This window comes from Streptomyces sp. NPDC043952 (assembly GCF_056435325.1).
Window position 1 is genome coordinate 21,339 of the sequence record NZ_JBWKES010000022.1, and the last position, 22,565, is coordinate 43,903.

Sequence of the window (22,565 nt, forward strand, 5' to 3'; positions counted from 1 at the left end):
CGGGGGGCATGGGGACCTGGGTCAGAGAGCATGTGTGGGAGATCCCGCTGCGCCGGTATCTCTCCCTGCTGCTGGCCGCGGTCCTGGTGGCGGGCGGGGTCTTCGGGGTGCGCACCCTGACGCACGACGACCGGCGGTGCGCGCCGGGGGTGTCCCGCCCCGCGGGCAGCGACGAGTGCGTGGGCGTGGCGACCGGGGTGTACGACTTCGGGCAGCCCCGGTTCCACCAGGTGGTCGAGGCGATCGGCCGGGAGAACAAGAGCCTGAGAAGCGGTGGTTACGTGACGGTGGCGCTGATGCTGCCGTTCACCTCCACCTCGCCGACCAATCTGAACGACATCGAGCACCAGCTCCAGGGCGCCTATCTCGCGCAGTACTCGGCCAACCACGACTCCAACGGGCAGTCCCCGCAGATCCGGCTGCTGCTCGCCAACTCGGGCACCGGCACGGACAGCTGGCGGCCGACGGTGGACCAGCTGGAGGGGATGACCCGGAGCGCGGACCGGCTGCGGGCGGTGGCCGGCATAGGGCAGAGCACCGACCCCAACCAGGCGGCCGTGGCGGCGCTGACCAAGCTCGGCATCCCGGTGATCGGCTCCTCCATCACCGCCGACGAGCTGGCCAACGGGCAGCGCGGCAGGAAGCAGGACCCCTACCCCGGCCTCGCACGGGTCGCGCCGACCAACACCGACGAGGCCCGCGCGCTCGCCTCGTACACCAAGGCCAGGGCGAGCCGGGCGAACGAGGACAAGGCCATGCTGGTCTACGACAAGCCGGGCGACCCGTACACGAACTCGCTCAAGCAGTCGTTCGCCACGCTGATGAACGGCTCGCCGTACCAGCCCGTCCTGGAGCAGCCGTTCACCCCGCCCGCCGACCGCAGCCAGGAGGGCACCACCGCGAACACCTTCCGGCAGATCACCAACATCGTGTGCGACACCCCGCGGGACACCCACACGATCCTGTTCGCGGGCCGGCACACCCAGCTGCGGCAGTTCGTCAACGCGCTGGGCGACCGCGGCTGCATGGACCGCTCCTTCCAGGTCCTCACCGGCGACGAGGCCTCCTACCTCACCTACGAGAAGCAGCTGAACCGGGACGCCCTGCGGCACAACCTCACCGTGCTGTTCACCTCCCTCGCCCACCCGGACGCCTGGCTGAAGAACCCCCCGAAGACGGGCGGCTCCACGGCCGACTACCAGAAGCTCCAGGGGCTGCTGAAGACCGCCGCGCACAAGCCGGCCGGCCCGATCGGCCCGGTCGCGCTGGACGACGGCCAGCTGATCATCGGCTACGACGCGGTGCAGCTCGCGGTGCACGGCATCCGCGAGGCCGTGCCGGAGGGCCGCAGCATCCCGACCCTCCCGGACGTCGGCCTCCAGTGGCCGCAGGTCAAGGGCTCGCTGAAGGTGGCCGGGGCGAGCGGCTGGATCTGCCTGGACGAGCACGGCAACCCGTACGACAAGGCCGTGCCGATCGTGCGCCTGACCCCGGAGGGCGACTCGCAGTTCGTGCAGCTGGCCTGGCCGGAGGGGAAGCCGCCGGGCAAGGACTGTCTGCCGCCCGCGTGAGGACCGGCTCCGGCTACGTCCGGGACGCCGTACCCAATGCGACGATCAGTTGTTCGAATCTATGGCGCCAGTCCGTGTCCGAGGGGCCCTCGCCCTGGAACTCGTGGGTGAAGCGCAGCACGCACTCCGCCGCGCCGTCCCGCTCCAGATGGAACCGCAGCCGCCCGCCGCCGCCCTCGTCCAGGGTGTACTCGGCGACCCGGTCCACGTCCCAGGCGGTGACCCGGCCCGAGCCCAGGCCCCGCAGGGAGACCGCGCCGTCGAGACGGGGTTCGAGTACGCCGACGGCGGTGCACCACGCCCCGAGCCCCTCGGGGGTGGCCACCGCCGTCCAGACGTCTTCCATGGCCCTCGGGAGCCGCACCAGGAAGTGGAGTATGTGCGTGTTCCCGTGGGTCTGACTGGTGCCCTGTGCGATGGAACCGCTCATGACTCCAGTGTGGGCGAGCCTTCGCTCACACGCCCGCGTAGGAGTGCTTGCCGGTGACGAAGATGTTCACGCCGTAGAAGTTGAACAGCCAGCAGGCGAACGCGATCATCGCCAGGTAGGCGGCCTTGCGGCCCTTCCAGCCGGCCGTGGCGCGGGCGTGCAGGTAGCAGGCGTAGGCGACCCAGGTGATGAAGGACCAGGTCTCCTTCGGGTCCCAGTTCCAGTAGCGGCCCCAGGCGTCGCCCGCCCAGATCGCGCCCGCGATGATCGTGAACGTCCACAGCGGGAAGACGGCCGCGTTGATCCGGTAGGCGAACTTGTCCAGGGAGGCCGAGGCGGGCAGCCGCTCCAGCACCGAGGTGGCGAAGGAGCCCGGCTTGATCCCGGCCTCCAGCTTGTTCTCGTACGAGTCCTTGAACAGGTACAGGATGGTGGCGACCGCGCCGACGTAGAACACCGCGCCGCAGAAGATCGCGGTGGAGACGTGGATGTACAGCCAGTACGAGTGCAGGGCCGGGACCAGCTGGTCGCTGGCCGTGTAGAGCACGGTCACGGCGAGGCCGAGGAGCAGCAGCACCGTGGTGGTCAGGAACAGGCCCAGCCAGCGCACGTTCTTCTTCAGCGCCAGCAGCACCAGGTACAGGCCGACGGCCACCGTGGTGAACGTGATGCTGAACTCGTACATGTTGCCCCAGGGCGCCCGCCGCACCGAGGCCGCGCGGGCGGCCACACCGGCGAGCTGCACCAGGAAGGCCAGCACGGTCAGCGAGACCGCGATCCGGCCGTACATGTCGCCCTGGGCATCCCCGCCGTGCGCGCCGGGTCCGTCCGGCACGTCACGGGTGCCGGCCGCCGCGCGCACCACGACCTGCGGGCGCTCCAGCACGGCGGTGCCGCCGGCCTGCTTGACGGTGACGGCCGGGCCGGACCGCTGCTTGCCCTCGGCGGTGAGCGCGTTGGCCGTACGGGCCACCTTGCTCCGGCTGCCGAAGATCCACTCGGCGATGTAGGCGAAGAAGGCCAGCACGTACACGGTCATCGCGGAGTAGATGAGCGTGTTGCTCATGCTCGCGAGATGCTCGTTGGTCGCTGTGGCCAGCTCTGTTGCGGCGGCGAGAGTCACTTCTCAGCCCCTTCGGCAGGTACGACGTGAGGGTCGGGGGAGGTTGCGGGGGCGTCGTCCGGGTCGGGAGCCCCCGGCGCCTGGTCGTAGAGGATCCCGGCGAGATCGCCCAGCTCCTCCGGCAGCTTGGCGGACTCGCTGCGGCCGAGCCCGGCCATCTCGACCACGGTCACCCCGTCGGCACCGCGCACCGCCCGCACCCACACGCGGCGGCGCTGGATGAACAGGGACGCGGCCAGACCGAAGATCGCGGCGAGCGCGCCGGTCAGGGCCCAGACGCTGCCCGGCTCCTGGACGATCTCGAAGCCGGCCCACTGCTTCACGTCCTTCTCGAACGTGATGGAGCCGGCGCCGTTCGGCAGCTTCATGGTGTCGCCGGGCTTGAGCAGCTTCTTCAGCAGCTGGCCCTTGCCGTCCTTGAACGCCTTCATGTGGCTCGTGTCGAGCTGGTAGACGCTCTGCGGGATGCCCGCGTCCACGCCCAGGTCGCCGTGGTAGGCGTTGACCGCGAGCAGCGGGTTCAGCAGCGCCGGGAACTGCGACATCATCGTGCCGGACTTCGGGTCGAAGGTCGGCACGAAGAACGCCTGGAAGCCGAGCTGCTCGCTCTTGCCCTGCGGGTTCTTGTAGCCGTCCATCACCTTGACGACACCGTTGGAGGTGACGTTGCCGTCCAGCGGCAGCAGCGGCACCGCGTCGTGGTAGACCACGTTGCCCTTGCCGTCGCGGACCGTGACGACCGGGGCGTAGCCGTGGCTGACGAGGTAGACCTTGGAGTCGCCGATGTGCAGCGGCTCGTTGACCTTGATCGTGGTCGCCTTGCGCTTGCCGTACGCGCCGACGCTGTAGTCGATCTCCGCCTGGAAGGTGCGGGGCGTGCCGCGGTTGGGGCCGCTGGTCTCGTAGGTGCCGGTGAACTTCTTCAGGTCGAAGCTGAACGGCACCAGGTCGTCGCTCTGGAAGAGGCTGCCCGACTTCATGTCGTCGTACATCGGCAGCGCGTTGGAGAAGCCGTCGCCCTCCACCATCAGCTTGGTGCCGTCCGACTTGTACATCTGGCCCCAGGCGAAGGAGACCAGGAGCACGATCAGGGCGATGTGGAAGACCAGGTTGCCCAGTTCGCGCAGATAGCCCTTCTCGGCGGCGACCGCGTCACCCTCGGCGTGGGCGCGGAAGCGGCGCCGCTTCAGCAGCCTGAGCGCGGCCTCGCGGACCTCCTCCGGCTCCGCCGTGGTACGCCACGTCGTGTACGCGGGCAGCCGGGTCAGCCGCTTGGGCGCGCCCGGCGGCCGGCCGCGCAGCTGCCCGATGAACTGCCAGGCGCGCGGCACGATGCAGCCGATGAGGGAGATGAACAGCAGGATGTAGATCGCGGAGAACCACACCGAGCTGTAGACGTGGAAGAGGCCGAGCTTGTCGTAGACCGGCGAGAGCGTCTTGTGCGCCTTCTGGAAGTCGGCGACCTTGTTGATGTCGGCGCCGGACTGCGGGATCAGCGAGCCGGGGATGGCGGCCAGCGACAGCATCAGCAGCAGCAGCAGCGCGACCCGCATGGAGGTCAGCTGCCGCCAGAACCAGCGGATCCAGCCGACCACGCCCATGGCGGGCACGGCGGACAGCGACTCCTCGCGGGGGGCCGTGGACAGCTGGGACCCGGCGGCGCCGAGCTCCTCCTGGTCCTGGCCCTGGTCGGTTTCGGTCTTGCTCATCGATCAGATCCCCACAGTGAAGCCGGTGGACCAGGTCTGCATCTGCTGGACCAGGCTGTCCCAGGCGCCGGTCAGCAGCAGCACACCGGTCACGATCATCATCGTGCCGCCGATGCGCATCACCCACACATAGTGGCGTTTGACCCAGCCGAACGCGCCGAGCGCCTTGCGGAAGGCCACGGCCGCCAGGACGAAGGGCACGCCGAGGCCCAGGCAGTAGGCGACCATCAGGACGGCGCCGCGCACCGCGCTCGACTCCGACATCGCCAGCATGTTCACCGAGGCGAGGGTCGGGCCGATGCAGGGCGTCCAGCCGATCCCGAACAGCGCGCCCACTATCGGCGCGCCGAGCAGCCCGGTCGAGGGCCGCCGGTGGAAGCGGAACTCCCGCTGGGTGAACCAGGGCATCAGGCCCATGAAGAACACACCCATGAGGATCATGAAGACGCCGAGCACCTTGGAGAGCGTGTCCTTGTGCTCCTGGAGGGTCCAGCCGAACTGGCCGAACAGCGCCCCGCCGGAGACGAACACGGCGCTGAAGCCGAGCACGAACAGGGAGGCGCCGGCCACCATCCGCCCGCGCCGGGCGTCGGCCAGGTCGGTGCCGACGACCCCGGTGACGTAGGAGAGGTAGCCCGGCACCAGCGGCAGCACGCAGGGCGAGAAGAAGGAGACGAGCCCGCCGAGCAGGGCGACGGGGAGGGCGACCAGCAGCGCTCCGTGGAGCACCGTCTGGTTCGCGGCCAGCGTCACGGTCGTACCCACGTCACTTCTCCGCGAGGACCGGCTTGAGCATCTTCAGCAGCGAGGTGTCGTCCAGCGCCTCCAGGGCCCGCGCGGCGACCCTGCCGTGCCGGTCGATGACGAGCGTGGAGGGGATCAGCTGGGGGTTCAGCGTGCCCTTCTTGAAGCGCAGCATGAGCTTGCCCGTGGGGTCGTACAGGTTCGGGTACGTGATCCCGTGCGCCTTCTCGAAGTTGACCGCGGACGTCGTGCTGCTGTCGCGGGTGTTGACCCCGAGGAACTGCACGCCCTTGCCCTGGTACGCCTTGGACACCTTGGCGAAGTACTGGGCCTCTTCGCGGCAGGGGCCGCACCAGGAGCCCCAGAAGTTGACGACGACGACCTTGCCCTTGTAATCGGCCACGTCCGCCGTCTTGCCGTCGATGGTCGGCCCGGACAGGTCCGGGGCCGCGGTGCGCTTGCTCACCGGCACGGTGGAGATGCCGTTGTTGCCGGTGACGAAGTTGGTGTTGCCGCCGCCGCCCGAGACGCCTCCCTTACCGCACGCGGTAAGGGACAGGGCCGCGGTGACGGCCACAGCGCTGAGCAGGACGACGCGGCTACGGGTACTCATGTGAAAAGTTTCGCATGTCGCCCCCCGCGTTCTCGCGCACCCCCCTGCGGGGCGGAAAACCGCATTTCAGGAGCTATTTACACGGGACATTCCGGACGGCGGCCGACGGGTGGCGACTCAGGCCATGAACGTCTTCCAGCCACCCGTGGGCTGGTGCCCGACGTCCAGCGTGCGCAGCTTGGCGAGCACCTCCGGCTTCTGGACGTCGATCCAGTCCGTGAACTCCTTGAAGGACACCAGCCGCACGTCGGCGCCCTTGTCCCGCTGGGCCGCGATGTGCTTGAAGGCCTCCTCGACGGAGTCCATGTAGATGCCGCCGTTCCACTGCTCGAAGTGGTTGCCGATGAAGAACGGCGCCCGGTTGGTCTCGTACGCCCGCTGGAAGCCGGCGATGTACGCCGCCGCGGACTGCTTGCGCCAGCCGGGGTAGTTGTAGGCGGGCGCCTTGGTGGAGTTCACGGACTGGTTGGCGAGCATGTTGTAGTCCATGGACAGCACCTCGAAGCTGTGGCCGGGGAACGGCACGGCCTGGAGCGGGTAGTCCCAGATCCCCTGCCGCTTCACCGGCCACACCTGGCGGCCGCCCGGCGAGGAGGCGTCGTAGCGCCAGCCCAGCTCGCGGGCGGTGGGCAGCAGGTTGTCCTGGCCCAGCAGGCAGGGGGTGCGGCCGCCGGCCAGCTCCTTGTCGTAGTCGAAGGGGAGCGCCGGCAGGTCGTGCCAGCCGGTGTTGGTCTTCCACTCCTTGACGAAGGACTTCGCCTGCTCGATCTCGCTCTTCCACTGCTGTGGCGTCCACCACTTCACCGAGCCGTGCGTCTCGCCGCAGAAGTGCCCGTTGAAGTGGGTGCCTATCTCGTGGCCCTCCAGCCACGCCCGGTGGACGTTGGTGAGGGTGGCCTTGATGTGCTCGTCGGTGAGGTAGCCGATGGCGGAGGCGCCGCGCGGGTTGTTCGGGGGCTCGTACATCCGCTTCTTCGACTCGGGCAGCAGGTAGAGGCCCGAGAGGAAGAAGGTCATGTGCGCGCCGTGCTCCTTGGCGAGGTCCAGGAAGCGCGGGAAGAGGCCGTTGCCGACCTCGCCGGCGCCGTCCCAGGAGAAGACCACGAACTGCGGCGGGGTCTGGCCCGGCTCCAGCGGCTCGGGCTTCGCGGAGTGGCCCGGCTGCTTGCCGGTGAAGGAGGTGGAGCCGTCGCCGATCAGCTTGGCCGGCCGGTCCTGGCCGCCCTGCGCCTGACGGGAACCGCCCGCGTGCCCGTCGCCGTCCGAGGATTTGAGGCTTCCGCAGCCGGCCAGGGTGGCGGCGGCGGCCGCGCCCGCGCCGAGGCCGAGCATTCCCCGGCGGGAGAGGTTCCGGGTGACGGTACGCATGAAAGATCCCCGATTCGTCGCGCGTGCTGGTGGTCACTCAGACAGAGGGCGCGACGATCAGGGAGGTTCCGTTAATTCGTATGTTTTTCGCAATAGTCCCGGCAAAAGTGGGCTAAGCGACTTTTAACGGGCCGTCAGGTGACGGGGGGTTGGACCGGGGGGCGGGGCGTACCGGGGGCCGGAAGGCGGACCGGGGGGCCGGGGCCGGTCAGGCGGGCCGGGGGCCGGGGCCGGTCGGGCGCGCCGCGGGCCGGTGGGCCGGGGCCCCGTCAGGCCCGCCGGGGGGCGTGCCGGGGGTCGGAGGCGCGCTGGGGACCGGAGGCGCGCTGGGGACCGGAGGCGCGCCGGGGGTCGGGGGGCGCACCGGGCAACCGGGGTCCCCGGCAAGCCCGCCGAGGAACCGACAGGCCGGAGACCCGGCAAGCCCGCCGAGGAACCGACAGGCCGGAGACCCGGCAAGCCCGCCGGGGGGCCGACAGGCCGGAGGACCGTCAGGCCCGCCGGGGGCCGGGGCCGGTGGGGTGGTCAGGCGCCGAAGGCCTTTCCCTGGGTGCCGCCGCCCTTCTGCGGCTGGGCGCCGGCCCGCAGATGCGCGGGGACGAGATCGATGGCGGGCTCGCTGTAGCCGACGGACACGATCTTGTCGCCGAGGTAGGTGAAGCTCGTCAGGGACGCGAGGGTGCACTGCCGCTTGCGCGGGTCGTGCCACAGCCGCCGCCGCTCCACGTACGACCGTACGATCCACACCGGCAGCTGATGGCTGACCAGCACCGCCTCGTGCCCGCGCGCCCGGTCCTTGGCCGCGTTCAGCGCGCCCATCATCCGCACGACCTGGTCCACGTACGGCTCACCCCAGGACGGCCGGAACGGGTTGACCAGGTGCTTCCAGTTCCCCGGCCGCTGGAGCGCGCCGTCGCCGACGCCGAAGGTCTTGCCCTGGAACACGTTCTCGGCCTCGATGAGCCGCTCGTCCGTGTCCAGGTCGAGACCGTGCGCCTTGGCGATCGGGGCGGCGGTCTCCTGCGCCCGCTCCAGCGGAGAGGCGCAGACATAGGTGATGTCGCGCGGGGCGAGGTGCTCCGCGACCCGGTCGGCCATCTTCCGGCCCAGCTCGGAGAGGTGGTAGCCGGGCAGCCGCCCGTACAGCACGCCCTCGGGGTTCTCCACCTCGCCGTGCCGCATGAGATGGACGACCGTGACGTCCTTGGCGCTGCCGCTCACACTGTTCCCGATGGTCACGCGGTGGCCTCCGCAGCCGCACGGGCCGCCGCCGGAAGGGCGTCGGCGATCTTCTCCAGGGCCCGCTCGTCGTGGGCCGTGGACACGAACCAGGACTCGAAGGACGACGGCGGCAGGTAGACGCCGTTCGACAGCATCGAGTGGAAGAACGCGGTGAAGCGGTACGACTCCTGCCGCTTGGCGTCCTCGTAGTCGCGCACCTGCCGGTCGGTGAAGAACACCGAGAACATGTTGGACGCGTTCTGCAGCCGGTGCGCCACGCCCTCCTTGCTCAGCGCCTCGGTGACCAGCGACCGGAGCTGCGCGGAGACCGCGTTCACGGTGTCGTACGCCGCCTCGTCGAGCAGCCGCAGCTGGGCGACGCCCGCGGCGGTGGCGACGGGGTTCCCGGAGAGGGTGCCGGCCTGGTACACGGGCCCGGCGGGCGCGAGGTACGCCATCACGTCCGCGCGTCCCCCGAACGCGGCGGCGGGGAAGCCGCCGCCCATCACCTTCCCGAAGGTCATCAGGTCGGGCTTGACCCCGTCGACGCCGTACCAGCCGGCGCGGCTGGTGCGGAAGCCGGTCATGACCTCGTCGGAGATGTAGAGGGCGCCGTTCTTGTGGCAGGCGTCCCTGAGCCCCTGGTTGAAACCGGGGTCCGGCGGCACGACGCCCATGTTGCCGGGCGAGGCCTCGGTGATCACGCAGGCGATTTCGCCGGGGTGGCGGTGGAACGCCTCCTGCACGGCCTGGAGGTCGTTGTACGGCAGCACGATCGTGTCACTCGCCTGCGCACCGGTGACGCCGGGCGTGTCGGGCAGCGCGAAGGTGGCGACGCCGGAGCCGGCGGCGGCCAGCAGGGCGTCCACATGGCCGTGGTAGCAGCCGGCGAACTTGATGACCTTGGTCCGCCCAGTGAACCCGCGGGCCAGCCGGATGGCGCTCATGGTCGCCTCGGTCCCGCTGCTGACCAGCCGGACCTGCTCCACGGGCTCGATCCGGGCGACGATCTCCTCGGCGAGCGCTACCTCGCCCTCGCCGGGCGTGCCGAAGCTCGTACCGCGGGCGACGGCGTCCTGGACGGCGGCGACGACCTCGGGGTGCGAGTGCCCGAGGATCATCGGACCCCAGGAGCACACCAGGTCGACGTACTCCCGTCCGTCGGCGTCGGTGAGGTAGGGGCCGTTGCCGGACACCATGAAACGGGGTGTGCCGCCGACGGCGCCGAAGGCGCGCACCGGGGAGTTCACGCCCCCCGGCGTGACCAGGGAGGCACGGTCGAAAAGCGCCTGGGAGACAGGTGCTTCGTAGGGATAGGGCGTTTCGCTCAGTGCACTCATGACGTGCGGCTTCTCCGGCTTCTCGGACTCCGGTTGCGGGGTGACCTCCTCAGGGTAGGCCGCCCGCCCGGAACGACGGCGGCCCGCCCGCGGTTCCGCGCCGCCGCGGTCCGCCATCTGCGAGACTGAGACCTGACACACACAGCTCCTGGGCACGGAAGGATCAGGGACCGGGCGGATCCCCGTGGACTGTTGTTCCACCGCACGTTTCGGCGGGCGGCCGTGGGGGAGGTCACTGACACGATGATCGGGTTGCGCGGCGGGGGCCACGCGTCCTAGAAAAGCAGTCGGGTGGAGATATGCATCGCGGTGGCGGACTGGGCGAGGGGACCGATGACCTCGGTCCTCGACGTGCCCGGCGGGGAAGGCACCGGCGCGAAGCGGAGGACACGACCGAAGCACGTAGAACACAGGGTGCACCGGGTGAGCCCGAACGGTACGACCGGCAAAGCGACCGCCTGCACGACCAGCAGGCCGAGCGAACCGCCGACAGAGCGAAGGACTTCCCACGGGAGCCCCGCGGAGAACGCCCGGACTTCCCTCGGGGCGCGGCGGAGTTCCCTCGCGGCTCGGCGGAGCGGTCGGCTGACTTTCCGCGAGAGGTTCGGGCGGAGCGGCCGGTGGATTTCCCGAAGGACGCTCGGGGTGAACGGCCGGCGGACTTTCCGCGGGCGGTCCCGAGAGACCTTCGGGGAGAGGTGCGCGGGGACGCTCATGACGACGTCCGGGGCGACCTGCGTGGGGACCTCCGTGGGGAGGCCCGTGGGGACTTTCGCGGGGACCTCCGTGGGGAGGCGCGTGGGGACTTTCGCGGGGACCTCCGTGGGGAGGCGCGTGGGGACGTCCGCGGAGAGGCCCGTGGAGACTTTCGCGGGGAGGTCCGTGGGGACACCCGTGGGGACTTTCGGGGGAACCTCTGGGGGAGGCTTCGGGGAGAGCGGCCGTCCGGTCCCGCACGCACCCCGGACGCTCCCGCGGACCTACCCCGAGACCTGCCCCAGGCCCGTCCCGCGGAGCTACCCCGAGACCTGCCCCAGGCACGTCCCGCGGACCCTCCGCGAGACGTGCCGCCGACTCCTGCCGCGGACCCTCCGCGAGACGTGCCGCCGACTCCTGCCGCGGGCCTTCCGCGAGACGTGCCCCCGGCTCCTCCCACGGGCCGGTCGGAGTTCGTCCGGGATGCTGCGTCGACGCCTCCTGCGACGCCTCCCCCGGTCCACGCGGACTTCCCCCGCGAGCTCTCCTCGGACCTCCCCCCGGACCCTCCGGCGGAGCGGCAGCCCGGTCGCTCCGGCGGCCGTCGGCGTGCCCCCCGCGCCGATCGCGTCGGCGCCCTCGGGACGGGGAGCGGGAGTGGTGGCCGGGTGGGGGTGACGTACAAGTACTTCGGCGCACCGGACGGCGCGACCGCGGCCCGCGTCCCCATCTCGATGCGCCCCGAGGAACTCGGCGGCGACGAGCTGGGCATGAACGGCATGTTCACCAAGATCAAGCCGGAGACGATGGCCGCGATGGTCCTGACCGGCATCGAGGGCATCCCCCTGCACAAGGTCCCACCCCTCGAACTGGTCGTCCTGCACCCCGACTACGCGGTCGTCAAACTCCCGATGACCGTGGTCGACCCTTTGCGCGGCATCGGCGAGGAAGCCGTCGGCGCCGCGGCCTTCATCTGGTCCACCGTGCCGGACAGGGGCGGCCCACGGGACGCGTTCAACGTGTACCGACTCCTCCACGAATGGCAGGACTTCAGCCACCGGCTGCACGAGGCGGGCCATCAGGCGTACTGCCTGGTGTGGCCCTGAGCCCGGATTTGGTGGTGAGGGCGGGGCTTCCGGGCCCCGCCCTCGTGAAGGCTCCGTCGATCGCCTTGATGCCCCTGGCGGGGAGCTTCAGAGCAACGGCCGAGTTGGCCGACTGCGACTACCGCACTGTGGCCCGGTATGTGCAGCCCCGCCGATGCAAGAGCCTGGCCGAACGTCAGCAGCGGTCCGTCCGATCGACGAGTATCTACCGAAGATCGAGTAATTGGTGGTGAACTCACACGGCCGGCTCCGCGTGCCCATCGTGCACCGCCAGACGCGGCGATGGGCTTCGCAGGGCGAAGACCGGACCACGCGGCGGGCGCTCGCGGAGGACAAGGGACGGGTGGCGGCTGCCATGTCCTGGGTGGCGTACTCACTGTTGCCCTCCTTCCTCAGCGTGGCATCCACCCAGAGCTGTGCAGGGTGGGTGCTTTACGTTTCGTAAGCGCCAACTGTCCTCATCGACGCGCCGATGTGATGATTGGGATCGTGTCCAACAACGGGGAAGACAGTACGGCAGACGCACACAAACCGAGATCCCGATTGTCCGATTACGTGGACATGGACGTCCCGGCACCGGCTGAGCAAGGCCTGGAGCCGACTTCCGAGGATCACGAAGTAGCCGCGCGCAGGCGGCGGTTCGAGGAGCTATTGGAGGAGTTCCGGCAGACGGCGGTGCTGGTGCCGCTGGGTGAGGCGGATGGCCCGGACCGACAGCGGGGACTGCTGACGGCAGACTGGAACGGGGTGCGGTTCATCCTGGCGTTCTCCGATGGGCAGGCGCTTGCCCGTTACGCCCAGGCGCGGGGCGGGTTCGCCCGGGAGTGGACGTATCAGACGGTCCTCGGCGCGCGGCTGCTCGATGTGGCCGTACCCGCGGCCGGGGTGCCCTGTGGCGTGGCGTTGGACTGCGCGGACGGGCCGGACGGGATGGTGTTCCCGCCAGTGCGGGGTGTCGTGCCCGACCATGCGGCGGTGGATGTCGAGACGGGAGGTGCGGCATGACCAGCGGCGGGGGAAAGGACCTGAAGGCGGAGGGGCTCGCGCTGATCGCCAAGGGTCTGACCGAGGCGCTGGGCGAGCTGAAAGAACTGGGCATGGTGGGCGAGGCCGGGGCCGGGCGCGGCTTCAGTGACATCGCTCTGTCCGGGCTGGAACTCGGGCACGAAGGACTGACCGGGGAGTTCAAGTCGTTCTGCGAGCGCTGGGAGTGGGGCGTGCGGTCACTGATCAACGAGGGCAACGGGTTCGCCCTGAAGACAGGTCTGTCCGCGGGCACGTACTACGAGACCGAGCAATACGTCGAGGGCAGCTTCAAAGTCGTCGCCAACGCCGCGATCGGCAATCCGTATGCCTCCGAGGAGGACATCGAGAAGATGGGCTGGGGCGACATCGCCAAGTCCGGTGCGAGCGTGGACTACAGCAAGGAGTCCTTCGATCAGGCCCTGACCAACAGCGAGCAGGGCTGGAAGGACGCGGGCCGGGACGTGATGACCTCGCACACCCTGGGCCCGATGGGACTCAACCCCGAGAACCTGCACAGCGCGTTCGGCGTGTCGGACGAGGAGTACAACCAGTACCTGGACAACACGTTCGGACCCTCCCCCGAGGCCCGCGCCAAGGCTGCCGGACAGCAAGGGGGGTGACAGGCTGATGGGCATCCTCGGCGATATCGGCGACGGCCTCAACAGCGGTCTCAAGATCGGCGAACATCTCGTCGACGAGGGAAAGAAGAAGCTCGGCGAGGGCGTCGACTACGCCACGAACAAGCTGGGCGATGGCCTGGACTACGTCGGTCTCCACGACTGGGCCGACGATGTGGAGGACTGGGGCGACGAGGTTGCTTCGGACCTGGGCGCCACCCCTGGCGAACAACAGCTGAACCAGACCGAGGAACCGAACGAACTCGTCCACGGCAACCCTGACAAGATCCGCGAGAGCGCCAAGCACCTCAAGGACTTCAACGGCGCGTTCGAGAAGGTCAGTTCCGGTCTGAAGAAGGTCGACTCCTCCGGCTGGCAGGGCGAGGGCGGCGACGCGTTCCGGAAGAAGTTCGGCGTCCACCCCGCCAAGTGGGCGGAGGCGGCCGACGCCTGCGACAAGGCGGCTGGGGCACTGGAGTCGTACGCGTATACCGTCAAGTGGGCTCAGGGGCAGGCCAAAGAAGCCGTCGAGCTCTATAAAAAGGGCCGCAAGGCGTCCAAGGACGCGGCCGACGCGTACAACAAGAAGGTCGACGCCTACAACGCCAAGATCAAGGCGAACGAGGACCCGGGGCCGAAGCCCGCCCCCTTCCAGGACCCCGGCAAAGCCGACATCAAGGCGGCTGTCGACAAGCTCGCCGAGGCCCGCAGGCAACGCAACACGGCGGCGTCCGAGGCGCAGGGCAAGGTGAAGGCGGCTCTCGCGCACGCGCCCGCCGAGCCGCCGCCGCTGTCCCGGTTCGGCAACGACCTCGTCGACGGCTACCAGGCCGTCAACACCGAACTCACGCACGTCGTGGGCGGCGCGCTCAAAGGCACCGCGGATCTGCTCAACTTCGTCCGCGGCCTCAACCCCACCGACCCCTACAACCTCACCCACCCGGCCGCCTACCTGCAGAACGTCAGCATGACGCTCTCCGGCCTGGTCTCCACGGCCGCTCACCCCGAACGCGTCGTCCAGGCCGCCGTGGACGGCTTCAAGAAGGACCCGTCGGAGTTCGTCGGCCGCCTCATCCCGGAAATCATCGGCACCAAAGGCGCCGGCCTCGCACGTGGCGGACTGCGCATGGCGACGAAGGAGGGCCTGGAGTCGGCGGCGCAACGCGGAGTGCGGGAGGGCATCGAGCGTCAGGTCGCCCGAGGTTCCGGGGACCCTATGCCCGAGCGTGCCGATGTTATGCAGGCGCTGCGCGACTCCAACCCGCAGATAGTGAACAAGAAATGGCCGGACACTGATGGCCGCTACTACGCGGACCGGGTGCTCGCCGGTGGCCGGCCAGACGGCGAGAAAGTCTTCGCGGGGCACGGCTACATCGAATCTGGAGCCGGCGAAACCGTGGTCCCGGAGGGAACTTCGATTTCTTTCTACGTGCAACATGGCGAGCAACTTCCCGGCCTCAACGGTCTGACCGTCGAGCGAGGCGTGTACCCAGGGGGGTATTCGGAGACGTTTCATGCGGGCGAGCGAATTCCAAACTACACGTTGGCACCTCCCGTTTCGTCGGGCGCCGGCGGTTTCAGTGTGTTCGAAAATTCGACGACCGTCGGACAAAGAGCGCAACTAGGAGAGTTGCTGAAGCCCGGCATGGGAAATGTTCACTGGGCAGCTTGCCGTGAGATCAAGTAGAATAACTTGAATCGTGAGGAGCTATGTATGAATGTGGCGGAAAAGCGCTACTGGGTCTTGACTGAAGTCTCGCTCGTCATCAGGGGAAGAGACCTCCATCCCGAAGAGATCACACCCTTCCTCGCCATTGAGCCCACTGGGGTACGAAATCCGGGATTTAGCAAATGGGACCGCCCGGACGAGATCGACGGACAGTGGAGGGTCAGCTGCGACGAGCGCACCAGCCGGGACTTTCACGAGCAGTTGGACAGCATCCTTTCCATCGCGGAACGGAAGCGGACGGAACTCAGGCAACTGACCGAACGGGGACACGAGGTGGCGATCAACCTGTTCGGATTCTCCGGAAACGATTCCACCCTTGGTCTCCGGCCGGAAGAAATCAAGCGGATCGCACTCCTGGGGTTTCCGCTCAGGGTCGCAGCCAGTATGAACGAACGCTGAGAAAGTAATCATGGAAATGGAATCTGCGGTGAAATCGAAGCCTTGGGGTGACCTGAGCACATCCCTGGTTGTGTCAGGTCAGGAAGTTGACTCCACTTCCCTGCTTATTGCACTGCAACTCGCCGACAGCGAAGAGTTCTCTTCGCTAGAAGGCGTGGGCATCTATTCCGGCCCCGGCTGGGCCACGCTCACCATCGACGTGCGACGCTCGAAAAGCGCCGACGACCAGGCCGCGGAACTCATCGGGTTCCTTGCCCCCCGCAAGCCGGCACTCGACGCGTTGAAGGCAGCGGGAAAGTCGGTGAAGGTCGATGTGGCAGGCGTTGCCGAGTCAGGATCGGGCCTCAACCTCTCGCCAGACGTTCTTGCGGGTCTTGCGGAGCTGGGCCTTCCTGTCACTTTCACGACGGTCCGGGCATCCGGGGAGGACGAGGAAGACCCACTCGCCTGGCTCGGCTGAATCCGCGAAGAACCTGGCGTCCGTAACTGGTCACCACCTCCGCCCGTCCCCGGATAGGCGACCCCACGCGAACCCCATTGACCGCCCCCGGCGGGTGACTCGACTGCGCCGGGCGGCGTTCAGGTAGGGGAGGGCCGCGGTCGGGATGTCCATGCCGTGGGCCTCGCAGAGGATGCCCAGGGCCAGGGTGTCGGATATTCCGGCGGCCCACTTGTTGATCGTGTTGAAGGTGGCCGGGGCGACCGCGATGGCGTCCGCGGGAGGCAGCGGGCGGAGGTCGCCGGGCAGGCGCCAGGCGGAGCGGATCGGGTAGCCGGTCTGCGCCTCGACCGCCTGCGCGTCGAGGAAGCGCAGGCCCTGCGGTGTCGCGACGACGCCGACGTCCCAACTCGCCTCCTGCGCGGCGGTGATCAGCTTGCCGACGTCATGGGCGACACCCGCCGCGCACACGACGACGTACAAGAACGGCTTCTTGTCCCGATTGGTCGGTTCGGTCATCTGGGGGCTCCCGGTCGGCGGGCTGACGTGGTGCGGTTCAGGAAGCGTACGGCGGCGGTCGCGGATGTCCGGATGTCTCGGGATCGGGGGCGATGTCCGTGCCGTCCGGTGCCCGAGCGCGCCGCGAGTGCCCGTTCGGCCGGATACGCTTGGGCCGCTGCGGCACCCTCCCAACCGATCCGCTCCCGCGGTGAGTCACGGCCTGCGGCGATCCAGACGTCTTTGGGCATGAGGATGAAGAACACGTGCTTATAGCGGGCCGATACAGGCTGCGGGACACCATCGGGCGGGGCGCGATGGGGGAGGTCTGGCGGGCCTTCGACGAGACGCTCGGCAGACCGGTCGCCGTGAAGCTGCTGCTCCCCCACGACTCCGACCCCACCGCGTCCTCGCGGTTCCGGCTGGAGGCGCAGACCGCGGGGCGCCTCAGCCATCCGAACGTCGTCGGCGTCCTGGACTTCGGCGAGTTCGAGGGCCGGCTGTTCCTGGTGATGGAGCTGGTCGACGGGGGCAGCCTCGACGGGCTGCTCAGCGCCTCCGGGCCGCTGCCTCCCGAACGGGTGGCCCGCATCGCCGCGCAGGCCGCCACCGGGCTGGCCCTCGCGCACCGGCAGGGCATCGTGCACCGGGACATCAAGCCGGCCAACCTCCTGCTGGCCGCCGACGACACCCTGAAAATAGGCGACTTCGGCATCGCCCGCTTCTTCGACGACCCCAACTCCGCGCTCACCGCCACCGGTCAGATCGTCGGCACCAGCCTCTACCTCGCGCCCGAACGGGCCCTGGGCCGCACCGCCGGACCGGCGTCCGACGTGTACTCCCTGGGCTGTGTGCTCTACCAACTCCTCATCGGCAGGCCGCCGTTCCAGGCGGACAGCCCGCTCGCGGTGCTGCACCAGCACCTCGACGCCACCCCGGTGCCGCCCCGGCAGCTGCGCACCGACCTCTCGCCCGCCTTCGAGAACTATCTGCTCGGCCTGCTGGCCAAGGAGCCGGAAAGCAGACCCACGGCGGAGGAGGTGGCGGACTGGTTCGGGCGCGGGGCCTGGCGCGGCGCGCCGGAACCGCTGCCGGTCGCGCACCAGGGACACGGCCGGTCCAAGCCGTCCCTCGCCACCGGCCCGCGCATCGCCGTCCCCGCACGCCACGCCTCCACCCCCGTACGCCACACGCCCACCCCCGCGCGCCACGCCCCGGCCCCCGCGCACCGCGCCACCGCGCCCCCCGCCCGGCCCTCCGCCGACGGCGCCTTCGCCCCCGCGGGGGACACCGAGTGGCAGACGAGCGTGCACCGTGCCGCCAACCGCCGCCCGCGCCTGCCGCTGCTGCGCCGCTCCCGGCTGCTGGCCGTACTGGGCGGCACCGGCCTCTTCGTGCTGGCGCTGCTCGCGGGCAAGGCGTGGTTCTCGCCCAGCTGAGCCCAGCTGAGCGGCCAAGGAGACCCGGAGCGGGCCGCCTGAGACCGGGCGGGGCGGGCAGGGTGGGACGGGCAGGGACGCCGAGGCAGTGGGCCGGGAACGGTTCGGGGGGTACGACGGCCACCCCGAGCGCCCTGAAAAGACCTCTCAGGGCCGCCCCCCAAGACCCCCGGCGCCGCTCCTCAGAGTCCCCCCAAGACCCCCGGCGCCGCTCCTCAGAGTCCTCCTAAGATCCCCCGGCGCCACTCCTCGACACCCTCGCCTCCCGCGCCCGCCTCAGCACCTCGTCCACCGACCACTGGTCATACGCGTGCTCGCCATAGCGCGCGGCGACGATCCCGCCCCCGGCGTCGATCAGGAAGTCCGCGGGCAGTCCCAGCCGACCCCCGTGCGGCTGGGCTGCCGGTGCGTGTTCCCGGCCCCGTGGGATCGTCCACGCGCTGCGCAGCACCGCCCGCAGCACCGGGCCCCAGACCCGCGGGTTCAGCAGGGCCCGCGGCGCCGACTCCACGCCGAACTCGGCGTACAGGCGCTCGTCCGGGTCGGCGACGACCGGGAAGGGCAACTCGCTGACGTGCGCCCGCAGTTCGTCGGCGGGTGAGTGGAAGAGGACCACCTCGCGGACGCCGGCCGCGCTCAGCTCCGCGTGCCGCCGTACGACCGACCGCAGATGCAGATTGCACACCGGGCAGCCGGCGAAGCGCCGGAACTGGAGGTGGGTCAGCCGGTCCGGGTCGGGGTCGGGGAGGTCGAGGGGCGGGCCCGTCACCGGGACCAGGGTGCGCGGGGTGATCGAGGCGCCGGGGGCAAGTCGCCCGCCGGGCAGGGCAGTCGGCATCGACATCGGCCTCCTTGGTAGGCGTATGCCGTACACCTACGAGTGTTAGGTGTATGCCGTACGCTGTCAATCGCCATGCCCCGACCCCGCTCCCTGAGCCACGACCGACTGGCCGCCGCCGCGCTCGCCGTCCTCGACCGCGAGGGCCTCGCCGCGCTGTCCATGCGCGCGGTCGCCGCGGAACTCGGCCTGAGCACGATGGCGCTGTACCGGTACGTCCGCGACCGCGGCGAACTGGAGCTGCTGGTCGTGGAGTTCGTGCTCGCGGCGGTCGACACCAGCGCGCCGGACGCCGGGCTGCCCTGGCGGGAGCGGATCGGGATCCTGGTGCGGCGGATGCGGGACACGCTGAGCGCGCACCCCGCCGTCGTACCGCTGACCATGACCCACCGGCACCACTCGCTCGCGCTGCTCCGCTGGTCGGAGACGGTCCTCGCGGTCCTCACCGGCGCGGGCTTCGACGGCGAGGACCGGGTCATCGCCCTGCGCGGCCTGGTCGCCTACGTCAACGGCGCCCTGCAACTGGAGCACCTGGGCGCCCTCTCCGGCGCGGGCACGACCGTCATCTCGGAGCTGTCCCCCGACGACTTCCCGCTCATGGCCGCCACGGCACGCAGCGCCCAACGGGTCGACGCGGAAAGGGAGTTCTTCGGCGGGCTGGCCGTGCTGCTGCGCGGGCTGGGCGACTGAGCCGCACGGCTCAGGCCGGCTGGAGCCGGTCCGCCAGACCTGCCGCTTCGAACGCCGTCTCCACGTCCCGCCGCGTCTCCGTGAAGTGCGCCCAGCTGTCGACGTGGGCGGCCACCACCCGCCGCGCGCCCAGGAGCCGAGCGGCCACGGCCGCGCCCTCGCCGTCGAGGACCAGGAGCGCGTCGTCCAGGGCGGCCAGCCGGGGGGCGCCCGCGAAGAGGACGGCGGTGTCGACGGGCGCGTACCGGGCGGCGATCTCCTCGACCAGGCCGAGGGAGGCGTTGTCGCCGCTGATGTAGACGGTGGGCAGTCCGGCGCCGGTCAGCAGGAAGCCGGTGACCTCGCCGACGAGCGGTTCGCAGCCCTCGGGGCCGTGCAGGGCGGGCGCGGCCGTGACGGTGACCGTGCCGCCGCCGGGGCGCGGCAGTCCGACGGACTCCCAGGGCGCGAGGGGTTCGGCGGTGCCGCCGAGCCGGGCCGCCGCCGCCGGGGTGGTGAGCGTACGGGGGACGTCGGCGAGCAGCGCCCGGCCGGAGTGGTCGAGGTTGTCGGCGTGCTGGTCGTGCGAGAGGAGGACCACGTCGATCCGCCCCAGTTCGGCGGGTGTTGTGGTCGGCGGGGCGGTCTTGGTCAGGGTGCGGCCGGACGGGGACGGGTAGTCGCCGGGGCCGTCGAAGGTGGGGTCGGTCAGGAAGCGCAGGCCGCCGTACTCGATGAGGACGGTGGGACCGCCGAGGACGCGGACGGGGATGTCGATGGAGCGGGCAGCAGCGGCCACAGCCACTCTCCTCACGGTTGGTGATGAGTTTATCCGTGAGGAACGGTAGCCCTTTCTCACGGATGTCGGCAAGGCCTACCATGAGGCCCTGGGTACGGCGTCCGGAGCGGACGGCGTGTGGAAGCACAGAGGGAGAGACCATGACCGGGAGCGGGACGGAGGCCGTGCGGCCAGTCGACGAGCCGCCCGTGACCCCGGCCCCCGGCGCGCGGGAGTATCCCTCGCTCGACCTCGCCGACAGCGTGATCGCGCTGCCCGGCGGCCACTTCACCGACTTCCTCGGCACGCCCGCCGCGGCGAACCGCTGGCTCGCCGCGCACGCCCTCGCGCCCGGCGACGCGGGCCTGCGGGAGACCTGCGCGGCCCAGCTGCGCTCCCTGCGCGAGCACGTACGGTCGCTGATCGCCGCGCGCGTCGAGGGACAGGCACCCCCGGCCGGCGCCCTGAACGCCGTCAACGACGCCCTCACCCGCGCCCCCGCGGCCGAACTGCTGCGCTGGTCCCCCGAGCGGGGCCTGCACCGGGCCGCCGCCCACCCCACCACACAGATCCTGGACCACGCCCTGGCCGCGCTCGCCGCCGACGCCGCCCGGCTGCTCACCGGGCCGGACGCCGACCGGCTCACCGCGTGCGGCTCCCCGCCGTGCAACCGGTACCTGCTGCGGCGCGGCCGACGCCACTGGTGCTCCACCCGCTGCGGCGACCGCGCCCGCGCGGCCCGCGCCTACGCCCGCCGCACCGCCCGCCCGGCCGGACCCGGCCGGGAAGCGGCGGCCGGCCACGAGACGGCAGCCGACGGCACCCCGCCCACGTGACCGGCCCGGCTCACGCAAAATGCCCGGCGCACGCCACCACCCGGCCCCCACGAAGAACCCACACGAAGAACCCACCCGAAGAACCGGTCCACGCCAACGGCCCGGCTCACGCCAACCGCCCGGCTCAGCAGTACGGCGCCTGCCCCGTCAGCGACGCCGCCACCCTCGTCCACACCCCGAACTGCCGGTACAGCGAGGGGAGTCGGCCGGACGCCCGGATCGTGCGGCCGTCGTCCGCCGTGACTCCGGTCAGGCCGAGCAGGGTCGTGGCGACGGCGGTGGACTGCCAGCGGACGGTGAGGGTCGCCTCGGCCGCGGCGGGGGCCGGGCGGGGCGGGAGCTGGGTGAGGGCGGCCGCCACCGTGTCCTCGATCGCCTTGTGGGCCTCGGCCGCGGGGCGCAGCTCGGCCGCGAAGCGGTCGTGGGCGTACTTCACCGGCACCGCGGCCACCGACGGGTCCCACTCCGTCATCTCCGCGCACGCCGTGTCGTCACCCGTGAGGGCCACCACCGGCACGCCCAGGGCCGCCGCCGTGGCGTGGGCGAGGCCGATCTCGCCGACCGGGCGGCCGTCCAGCCACATGTCCTCGATCTCATGGCCCATGAAGCTGTGGCTGAGCACGCCCGGAACGCCGGCGCGGGCGTGATAGCCGACGCAGACCATCGCGTCGTAGTCCTCCGTCAGCCCCTCCAGCATGCCCATCGGCTTGGGCTTGCCGCGCACCAGCCGGGCGGCGGGGTGCAGGTCGTCGGGGCGCAGGTTGCGCATCGGGCCGTGGGCGTCGTTCACGAGGACGTCGCGCGCGCCGGCCGCCAGCGCGCCGCGCACCGCCGCGTTCACGTCCTCCGCCATCATGGAGCGGCCCCGCTCGTAGTCCCGCCCGCCCGGCTGGACGTCGTCGGCGTCGACGAGGCCGGTGATGCCTTCCATGTCCGCACTCACGTACACACGCATGGCACCGACCCTAACGGACCCTACGTATTGTAGGTTCCCAATCGGCCACTGCCACAAGGCCGTTCATACACCTGTTCCGCCACGTCACCGGGGGATTCATGCAGGACACGGAGACGGCGCCCGGCGGCGAGGTCTGCGCACGCAGCCTCGCGCCGACCCTCGCCGTACTCGTCGTCAGCCTCTTCGTCGCCGCCGTGGGGGTGTACGAGCTGTGCGGCTTCGGACTGCACAGCCTCGACCGGCGCCCGCATCTGTTCAGCGACGGGCTCGCCACCGGCGGGGTGATCGTCGCGGCGGTGGCCGCGGGGGCCGCGGTGGGGAATCTGGCGTGGATACTGGCCTCCGCCCGGCGCGGCTCGGAAAGGGCCGGGTAAGAAGCGGGCCCGGTACGCTCCTGTTCCAGACCGATACCGGCGCATAT

Annotated in this window: 23 protein-coding genes; 11 read left to right on the plus strand and 12 right to left on the minus strand. The window is 70.5% G+C overall.

What is annotated here, in order from left to right:
* Positions 1-8 precede the first annotated feature (8 nt).
* Positions 9-1,571, plus strand: a complete 1,563-nt coding sequence (locus AC069R_RS23550; protein WP_478768783.1) for an ABC transporter substrate-binding protein — start codon at positions 9-11, stop codon at positions 1,569-1,571.
* Positions 1,572-1,584: 13 nt separating this feature from the next.
* Here the strand turns inward: AC069R_RS23550 and AC069R_RS23555 are convergent, their stop codons facing one another.
* The 8 genes from AC069R_RS23555 to hemL form a co-directional block, all read right to left on the minus strand.
* Positions 1,585-2,001, minus strand: coding sequence for an SRPBCC family protein (locus AC069R_RS23555; protein ID WP_478768784.1), 417 nt, complete (start codon positions 1,999-2,001; stop codon positions 1,585-1,587).
* 25 nt (positions 2,002-2,026) lie between these two features.
* The gene (ccsB, locus tag AC069R_RS23560; protein WP_478768785.1) at positions 2,027-3,124 is read right to left on the minus strand and encodes a c-type cytochrome biogenesis protein CcsB; all 1,098 of its coding nucleotides are present in this window, start codon (positions 3,122-3,124) and stop codon (positions 2,027-2,029) included.
* Positions 3,121-4,833 (minus strand): cytochrome c biogenesis protein ResB, encoded by a 1,713-nt coding sequence (gene resB, locus AC069R_RS23565; RefSeq protein WP_478768786.1) that lies wholly within the window; start codon positions 4,831-4,833, stop codon positions 3,121-3,123. The genes ccsB and resB overlap by 4 nt, the downstream gene beginning before the upstream one ends.
* A 3-nt stretch (positions 4,834-4,836) precedes the next feature.
* Positions 4,837-5,598, minus strand: a complete 762-nt coding sequence (locus AC069R_RS23570; protein ID WP_478768787.1) for a cytochrome c biogenesis CcdA family protein — start codon at positions 5,596-5,598, stop codon at positions 4,837-4,839.
* Between the two features lies 1 nt (position 5,599).
* Positions 5,600-6,190 carry a TlpA family protein disulfide reductase gene (locus AC069R_RS23575; protein ID WP_478768788.1) on the minus strand — a complete coding sequence of 197 codons (591 nt, stop codon included), beginning with the start codon at positions 6,188-6,190 and terminating at the stop codon, positions 5,600-5,602.
* Between the two features lie 117 nt (positions 6,191-6,307).
* Positions 6,308-7,558, minus strand: a complete 1,251-nt coding sequence (locus AC069R_RS23580; RefSeq protein WP_478768789.1) for a polysaccharide deacetylase family protein — start codon at positions 7,556-7,558, stop codon at positions 6,308-6,310.
* Positions 7,559-8,083: 525 nt separating this feature from the next.
* Entirely contained in the window at positions 8,084-8,740 is a 657-nt protein-coding gene (locus tag AC069R_RS23585) for a histidine phosphatase family protein (RefSeq protein WP_397987210.1), read from the minus strand.
* A 53-nt stretch (positions 8,741-8,793) separates the two neighbouring features.
* Positions 8,794-10,110: a glutamate-1-semialdehyde 2,1-aminomutase gene (gene hemL, locus AC069R_RS23590; protein ID WP_478768845.1), complete on the minus strand. Its 1,317-nt coding sequence runs from the start codon at positions 10,108-10,110 to the stop codon at positions 8,794-8,796.
* A 1,373-nt stretch (positions 10,111-11,483) separates the two neighbouring features.
* Between hemL and AC069R_RS23595 the strand changes: the two genes are divergently transcribed.
* The 6 genes from AC069R_RS23595 (at position 11,484) to AC069R_RS23620 (ending at position 16,152) form a co-directional block, all read left to right on the plus strand.
* A complete protein-coding gene (locus tag AC069R_RS23595) occupies positions 11,484-11,921 on the plus strand; it encodes a hypothetical protein (protein ID WP_046417215.1) in 438 nt (145 codons plus the stop codon).
* A 561-nt stretch (positions 11,922-12,482) separates the two neighbouring features.
* On the plus strand, positions 12,483-12,926 hold the full coding sequence (locus tag AC069R_RS23600) for a hypothetical protein (RefSeq protein ID WP_478768846.1): 444 nt from the start codon (positions 12,483-12,485) through the stop codon (positions 12,924-12,926).
* A complete protein-coding gene (locus tag AC069R_RS23605) occupies positions 12,923-13,567 on the plus strand; it encodes a hypothetical protein (protein WP_478768790.1) in 645 nt (214 codons plus the stop codon). The genes AC069R_RS23600 and AC069R_RS23605 overlap by 4 nt, the downstream gene beginning before the upstream one ends.
* Positions 13,568-13,574: 7 nt before the next feature.
* Positions 13,575-15,251 (plus strand): cell envelope integrity TolA family protein, encoded by a 1,677-nt coding sequence (locus AC069R_RS23610; RefSeq protein WP_478768791.1) that lies wholly within the window; start codon positions 13,575-13,577, stop codon positions 15,249-15,251.
* A 27-nt stretch (positions 15,252-15,278) separates the two neighbouring features.
* Complete coding sequence (locus AC069R_RS23615) at positions 15,279-15,692, plus strand: DUF4279 domain-containing protein (protein ID WP_478768792.1); 414 nt, start codon at positions 15,279-15,281, stop codon at positions 15,690-15,692.
* Positions 15,693-15,702: 10 nt separating this feature from the next.
* Positions 15,703-16,152 (plus strand): hypothetical protein, encoded by a 450-nt coding sequence (locus AC069R_RS23620; protein WP_478768793.1) that lies wholly within the window; start codon positions 15,703-15,705, stop codon positions 16,150-16,152.
* Between the two features lie 30 nt (positions 16,153-16,182).
* Here AC069R_RS23620 and AC069R_RS23625 read toward each other — a convergent pair whose 3' ends face one another.
* Positions 16,183-16,650, minus strand: a complete 468-nt coding sequence (locus tag AC069R_RS23625; protein WP_478768794.1) for a flavoprotein — start codon at positions 16,648-16,650, stop codon at positions 16,183-16,185.
* Between the two features lie 296 nt (positions 16,651-16,946).
* Here AC069R_RS23625 and AC069R_RS23630 point away from each other — a divergent pair, with 296 nt between their 5' ends.
* Positions 16,947-18,068, plus strand: coding sequence for a serine/threonine-protein kinase (locus AC069R_RS23630; protein ID WP_478768795.1), 1,122 nt, complete (start codon positions 16,947-16,949; stop codon positions 18,066-18,068).
* A gap of 226 nt (positions 18,069-18,294) precedes the next feature.
* Here the strand turns inward: AC069R_RS23630 and AC069R_RS23635 are convergent, their stop codons facing one another.
* On the minus strand, positions 18,295-18,912 hold the full coding sequence (locus tag AC069R_RS23635; protein WP_478768796.1) for a peroxiredoxin-like family protein: 618 nt from the start codon (positions 18,910-18,912) through the stop codon (positions 18,295-18,297).
* 69 nt (positions 18,913-18,981) lie between these two features.
* Between AC069R_RS23635 and AC069R_RS23640 the strand changes: the two genes are divergently transcribed.
* The gene (locus AC069R_RS23640) at positions 18,982-19,596 is read left to right on the plus strand and encodes a TetR/AcrR family transcriptional regulator (RefSeq protein ID WP_478768797.1); all 615 of its coding nucleotides are present in this window, start codon (positions 18,982-18,984) and stop codon (positions 19,594-19,596) included.
* A 10-nt stretch (positions 19,597-19,606) separates the two neighbouring features.
* Here AC069R_RS23640 and AC069R_RS23645 read toward each other — a convergent pair whose 3' ends face one another.
* A complete protein-coding gene (locus tag AC069R_RS23645; RefSeq protein WP_478768798.1) occupies positions 19,607-20,374 on the minus strand; it encodes an MBL fold metallo-hydrolase in 768 nt (255 codons plus the stop codon).
* Positions 20,375-20,514: 140 nt separating this feature from the next.
* Between AC069R_RS23645 and AC069R_RS23650 the strand changes: the two genes are divergently transcribed.
* Positions 20,515-21,189 (plus strand): ABATE domain-containing protein, encoded by a 675-nt coding sequence (locus AC069R_RS23650; protein ID WP_478768799.1) that lies wholly within the window; start codon positions 20,515-20,517, stop codon positions 21,187-21,189.
* Positions 21,190-21,313: 124 nt separating this feature from the next.
* On the opposite strand, the gene AC069R_RS23655 is transcribed toward AC069R_RS23650, so the two are convergent.
* Positions 21,314-22,144, minus strand: coding sequence for a M55 family metallopeptidase (locus AC069R_RS23655; RefSeq protein ID WP_478768800.1), 831 nt, complete (start codon positions 22,142-22,144; stop codon positions 21,314-21,316).
* Positions 22,145-22,242: 98 nt separating this feature from the next.
* Between AC069R_RS23655 and AC069R_RS23660 the strand changes: the two genes are divergently transcribed.
* Positions 22,243-22,518 (plus strand): hypothetical protein, encoded by a 276-nt coding sequence (locus tag AC069R_RS23660; protein WP_397984647.1) that lies wholly within the window; start codon positions 22,243-22,245, stop codon positions 22,516-22,518.
* Positions 22,519-22,565: the final 47 nt, after the last annotated feature.